Origin of the sequence: Streptomyces sp. NPDC059456 (genome assembly GCF_042750055.1) — a bacterium.
Taxonomy (GTDB): domain Bacteria; phylum Actinomycetota; class Actinomycetes; order Streptomycetales; family Streptomycetaceae; genus Streptomyces.
The window spans coordinates 1-4915 of record NZ_JBHYVA010000215.1; the positions used below are offsets into that span (position 1 = coordinate 1).

A 4915-nucleotide genomic window follows, 5' to 3' on the forward strand; every position below is an offset into this window, starting at 1 on the left:
GGGGGGCGGTGCGGCGGGGGGGGGGGCCGGCGGGCGGGGGGGGGGGGGGGGGGCGCGCCCCCCCCCGGCCGGAGGGAAATGGTCTGTGGGCGTCGGCCGGTGCCGGCCGGCTCTCGCGGCGTCAGCCGGCCTCGGCGGTATCGGCCGGTGTGAGCCGGCCTCGGCGGTATCGGCCGGTGTGAGCCGGCCTCGGCGGTATCGGCCGGCCCGTGCGGCGTCGGCCGGCTCATGCGGTGCCAGCCGGCGGCCCGTGCGGTGTCGGCCGGCCTTCGCGGGAGGACGGGGAGCGGCGGTTACGCCGTCCAGTCCAGGATGATCTTGCCGCTGCGGGCGGTGGCGGCCTCGTCGAACGCGGCCTCGAAGTCGCGGTGCGAGTAGCGGCCGGTGATGACCGGGGAGAGGTCGAGCCCGCCCTCCAGCAGCACGGTCATCGCGTACCAGGTCTCGAACATCTCGCGGCCGTAGATGCCCTTGATCGTGATCATCGAGGTGACGACCTTGGCCCAGTCCACCGGGAACTCCTGCGCGGGCAGGCCCAGCATGGCGATCCGGCCGCCGTGCGTCATGTTGTCGATCATGTCGCGCATGGCCTCGGCGCGGCCGGACATCTCCAGGCCGACGTCGAAGCCCTCGCGCAGGCCCAGCTGGGCCTGGGCGTCGGCGATGGTCGCCTTCGAGACGTCGAGGGCGAGCGTGGCGCCGGCCTTGCGGGCGATCTCCAGGCGCTCGGGGCTGACGTCGGTGATGACGACGTTGCGCGCGCCGGCGTGCCGGGCCACGGCCGCCGCCATGATCCCGATCGGGCCGGCGCCGGTGATCAGGACGTCCTCGCCGACCAGCGGGAACGACAGCGCGGTGTGGACGGCGTTGCCGAACGGGTCGAAGATCGCCGCCACGTCCAGGTCCACGGCGGTCCGGTGCACCCACACGTTCTGCGCGGGCAGGACGACGTACTCGGCGAAGGCGCCGTCCCGTCCGACGCCGAGGCCCACGGTGCTGCGGCACAGGTGGCGGCGGCCGGCCAGGCAGTTGCGGCACTTGCCGCACACCAGGTGGCCCTCGCCGCTGACGAGCGCGCCGATCTCGATGTCGCGGACGTCGGCGCCGAGCGCGGCGACTTCGCCCACGAACTCGTGGCCGAGCACGAGCGGGGTCTTGACCGCGCCCTGCGCCCAGCCGTCCCAGGAGCGGATGTGCAGGTCAGTGCCGCAGATGCCGGTGCGCAGCACCTTGATCAGCACGTCGCCGGGGCCGTACTCGGGCTCGGGGACGTCCATGAGCCACAGCCCGGGCTCGGCCTTGTGCTTGACGAGTGCCTTCATGGGGGTGGCTCCAGGCATGCGGAGGGGACGTTGCGACCACGGGGACGGGTGCGACGTATCGACAAGGACCAATCTGCCGAGCGCGGAGGTGATCAGTCCATCGAGGATTTCTTAAGCGGGTCGACAGCCCAGCTTCACGCCTATGCTCCTCACGTGAAGGGCTGTGGCCTGGGCAGGGGCCCGCGGCCGGGGCAGGGAATGGGGAGGTGAGGGGCGTGCCGAGTCTGCGCAGCAGAGCGCTGTCGGTCGCGCTGATCGCGGCGGGGCGGCGAAGACGGTTCGCGAGTGCCGAGGCGGTACGCGCACGGGTGGCGGAGTCGGCCCGCCGGCCGGCGTCCCATCTGCCGCCGCGCTCGCTGGGCCGGGTCGCCGAGGTCTCCCGTACCTTCGTCGGTGCCTGGCCGGTGTACGACGCTTCGCCCCGCGGGGTCGAGCCCACGGCCCGGGTGTTGTACGTGCACGGCGGCGGGTACATCAACGAGCTGGAGCGACCGCACTGGTCGATGATCCGGACCCTGGTGACGGAGGCGGGGGCGCGCGTCGTCGTACCTGCGTACATACTCGCCCCGCGCGGGACGGCCGACCGGACGGTTCCGGTGGCGGCGGACCTGCTCAGCGGGTTGATCGCGAGCGGCGGTGCGGGCGGCACCGTACTCGTCGGGGACGCGGCGGGGGCGGGGATGGCGCTGGCCGCCGCCCAGCGGCTGCGCGACCGTACGGGGGCGCAGCCTTCGCGGATCGTGCTGATATCGCCCTGGCTGGACCTGACCATGAGCCACCCGGACCAGGCGGCGATCGAGGCGGCCGACCCGGTGCAGGCCCGGCCGGGGCTGCTGGAGGCCGGCCGGCTGTACGCGGGGACGCTGGCCACGGACGACCCGCAGGTGAGCCCCCTGCGCGGCGCGTTCGCGGGGCTGGCGCCGATGACGGTGTTCACGGGCACCCGGGACGTGCTGACCACCGACAGCCGGGAGCTGTTGCGCCGGGCGCGTGCGGACGGGGTCGACGTGGAGTTCCACGAGGAGCCGGGGCTGCCGCACGGGTACCCGCTGCTGCCGGTGCCGGAGGGGCGGGCGGCCCGGGACCGGATCGTTGAGCTGATCAGGTCCGCCGCCGACGAGGAGTGAGGCCGGTCCGGCCCGGCGACCGGTCGGCGGACCCGGCCTCCGGGGGTGCGGCGGGGTCGGCCGGCGGGCGTGCGGCGTGGCGGGCCGGCGGGCGTGCTGCCGGTCTGGGCGGGCGGCCGGCGGCGGGGTCGGCCGGTGGGCGGGGCGTCATGCCGTGCAGGTCATCAGCGAGCTGATGGGCCAGGCGCGGTACGCGGTCCAGTAGGCCTCGTCGCGTGCGCCGTCGGGGGGCGGGGTCCGGTTGGGCTGCCAGCCGACGGTGGCGAAGCCCGCTTCGACGGCGGCCTCGGCGAGGTCGGCGTGCGCCCATTCGCGGAACTCGAAGTCGACCGAGGGCCGGGTCAGGAACTGGGCCTTCAGCAGCGGCGCGTCGCCCTCGTGGACGCGGTCGACGATCCGGACCCCGTACGGCGACCAGTCGACGTGCGGGTACGCGCCGGCGTTGGGCACGATGGCCAGGAGGCGGCCGCCGTCGCGCAGGTTGGCGCGGATGGAGCGGAACATGGCGTGCAGGGCGGACCGGTCGGTGGCCTGGCTGAACAGGTACACGGCGGTGGCGAGGTCGAAGGGTCCCAGCTGCGGCAGCTTGGCCGTGTCGGCGACCACGTATTCGATCGAGGTGTCCCGCGGCGCGGCGCGGCCGGGTGTGCTTCCGGCGGGCCCGGTGGCGACGGCCCCGGGGGCGACGGCCCCGGGGGCGAGGGCCGCCGCCACGGCGTCGTCCTCGGAAGGCTCGGGGGAGGAATCCGCGCCCACCGCGCCTTCGAGGGTGGCCACGTCGTCGGCGCCGATCACGCCGTGCGCGCGGGCGAGCCGGATCATCTCCTCGGAGATGTCCACGCCGACGGCCCGCCGGGCCCCGCCGCGGGCCAGCAGCCGCGTGTTGTAGCCGTATCCGCAGGCCAGGTCGAGGGTGTCGAGCCCGCTCACCCCGCCGAGCGCGTCGAGCGCGCCGAGCAGGGTGTGGGTGTCGGCCGCCGAGAAGGCGGCGACGGTCTTCGACTCCACGAAGCGCTCGCCGATGGTGTCGTACTGGAACCGCATGCTCTGCCTTCCGTGGCGGGGTGGGACGCGTGCGTATGGTGCCCCGGAGCGCGTTCGCCGGGGCAGCGCGCGGCGGCCCGTCCCCCGGACGGGGGAGGCGTTCGGGTCAGCGCGTACGGCGTACGGGGTGTGCGACGGCCGCCGGGAGCAGCTCGCGGGCGCAGTCGCGCAGCCAGGCGTGGGCCGGGTCGGCGTCGTGGCGCGGGTGCCAGGCGAGGCCGAAGGGCAGGGTCGGCAGGTCGAGGGGGACCTCGAAGGCCTCCAGCCCCAGCTCGGCGGCGAGCGGGACGGCCTGGGAGGCGACGAGGCCGACGAGGTCGCTTTCGCGCAGGATGAACAGGGAGGCGGGGTAGGAGCCGACGCTGCCCACCACGCGCCGGGTCAGGCCCAGTTCGGCGAGGGCCCGGTCCACGGGTCCTTCCAGCCGGCCGCGCCGGGAGACGATGAGGTGTTCGGCGGCGGCGAACCGGTCCGGGGTGATCGGGCCGCGCAGCAGCGGGTGGCCGGCGCGGGCGATGCCCATCATGCGTTCGTCGCAGAGGTACTCGACGCGCACCTCGGGGGACCCGCTGTCCACGACGCCGAGTTCGAGGTCGGCGACGCCTTCGCGCAGCGCCGGGACGTCGACGTGGCTCTCCGACAGGAAGCGCAGCCGGACGCCGGGCGCCTCACGGGCCACGCGGGAGAAGAGGGTGGCACCGAAGGCGGCGGCGAAGGCGTCGTGGGCCAGGACGGTGAAGGTGCGGGTGAGGGTGGTCAGGTCGACCTGTCCGCCCGTCAGGAACAGGGCCCGGGCGCGTTCCACGACGGCCCGGACCTCGCCCTGGACGGCGAGGGCGTGGGGGGTCGGGACCATGGTCCGGCCGGCTCGGACGAGTACGGGGTCGCCGAGGGCCTTGCGGATCCGGCCGAGGGTGCGGCTCATGGCGGGCTCGGACAGGTGCAGGCGGGCGGCCGCGCGGGACACGCTCGACTCCTCGAGGAGGACGTCCAGGGCGACGAGGAGATTGAGGTCCAGTCCGGATTGCGTCACACGCATTCATCCCTTGCAGAACTTGCACTGGAAAGCAGGTCAGGCCAACTCTACGGTGGAGCACGGGGGACGGCGCCGGCCGCGATGACGTCGGCCGCCCTTCCTCTCCCCCACACCCGCCAGTTCACCGACTCCGAGGAGGAGCCGTGCTCCGCCGTGCCCACGAGCGGGATGCCGCAGCTGCTGCCGCAGCACCCGCCGCCAGCCCCGCCGCAAGTCCCACCGCAGGCCTCGCCGCAAGCCCCACTGCAAGCCCCGCCGCAGAACCGTCCGCCGATCCGGCAGCGGGCCCGGGGGGGGGGGGGGGCGGCGCCCCCCCGCCCCCCCCCCGCCCCGCCCCCCCCCCCCCCCGCGCCCGGGCCCGCGCCGGGCCGCCGGGGCCGGCCCCC

4 protein-coding genes are annotated in these 4915 nt (G+C 75.3%); 1 reads left to right on the forward strand and 3 read right to left on the reverse strand.

The genetic code is table 11. The features are described from left to right. Positions 1–293: 293 nt before the first annotated feature. The gene (tdh, locus tag ACFXA3_RS20070; protein WP_385188474.1) at positions 294–1322 is read right to left on the reverse strand and encodes an L-threonine 3-dehydrogenase; all 1029 of its coding nucleotides are present in this window, start codon (positions 1320–1322) and stop codon (positions 294–296) included. Positions 1323–1537: 215 nt separating this feature from the next. Here tdh and ACFXA3_RS20075 point away from each other — a divergent pair, with 215 nt between their 5' ends. Beyond that, positions 1538–2449, forward strand: coding sequence for an alpha/beta hydrolase fold domain-containing protein (locus tag ACFXA3_RS20075; protein WP_385188475.1), 912 nt, complete (start codon positions 1538–1540; stop codon positions 2447–2449). 147 nt (positions 2450–2596) lie between these two features. Here the strand turns inward: ACFXA3_RS20075 and ACFXA3_RS20080 are convergent, their stop codons facing one another. After that, positions 2597–3493 (reverse strand): class I SAM-dependent methyltransferase, encoded by an 897-nt coding sequence (locus tag ACFXA3_RS20080; RefSeq protein WP_385188477.1) that lies wholly within the window; start codon positions 3491–3493, stop codon positions 2597–2599. A 106-nt stretch (positions 3494–3599) separates the two neighbouring features. Beyond that, positions 3600–4532, reverse strand: coding sequence for a LysR family transcriptional regulator (locus tag ACFXA3_RS20085; protein ID WP_385188478.1), 933 nt, complete (start codon positions 4530–4532; stop codon positions 3600–3602). Positions 4533–4915: the final 383 nt, after the last annotated feature.

What these genes read in the sequence shown, in the direction of transcription:
- tdh (WP_385188474.1), bottom strand. Translation starts at nt 1,322, where the DNA reads ATGAAGGCACTCGTCAAGCACAAGGCCGAGCCCGGGCTGTGGCTCATG.
- ACFXA3_RS20080 (WP_385188477.1), bottom strand. Translation starts at nt 3,493, where the DNA reads ATGCGGTTCCAGTACGACACCATCGGCGAGCGCTTCGTGGAGTCGAAG.
- ACFXA3_RS20085 (WP_385188478.1), bottom strand. Translation starts at nt 4,532, where the DNA reads ATGCGTGTGACGCAATCCGGACTGGACCTCAATCTCCTCGTCGCCCTG.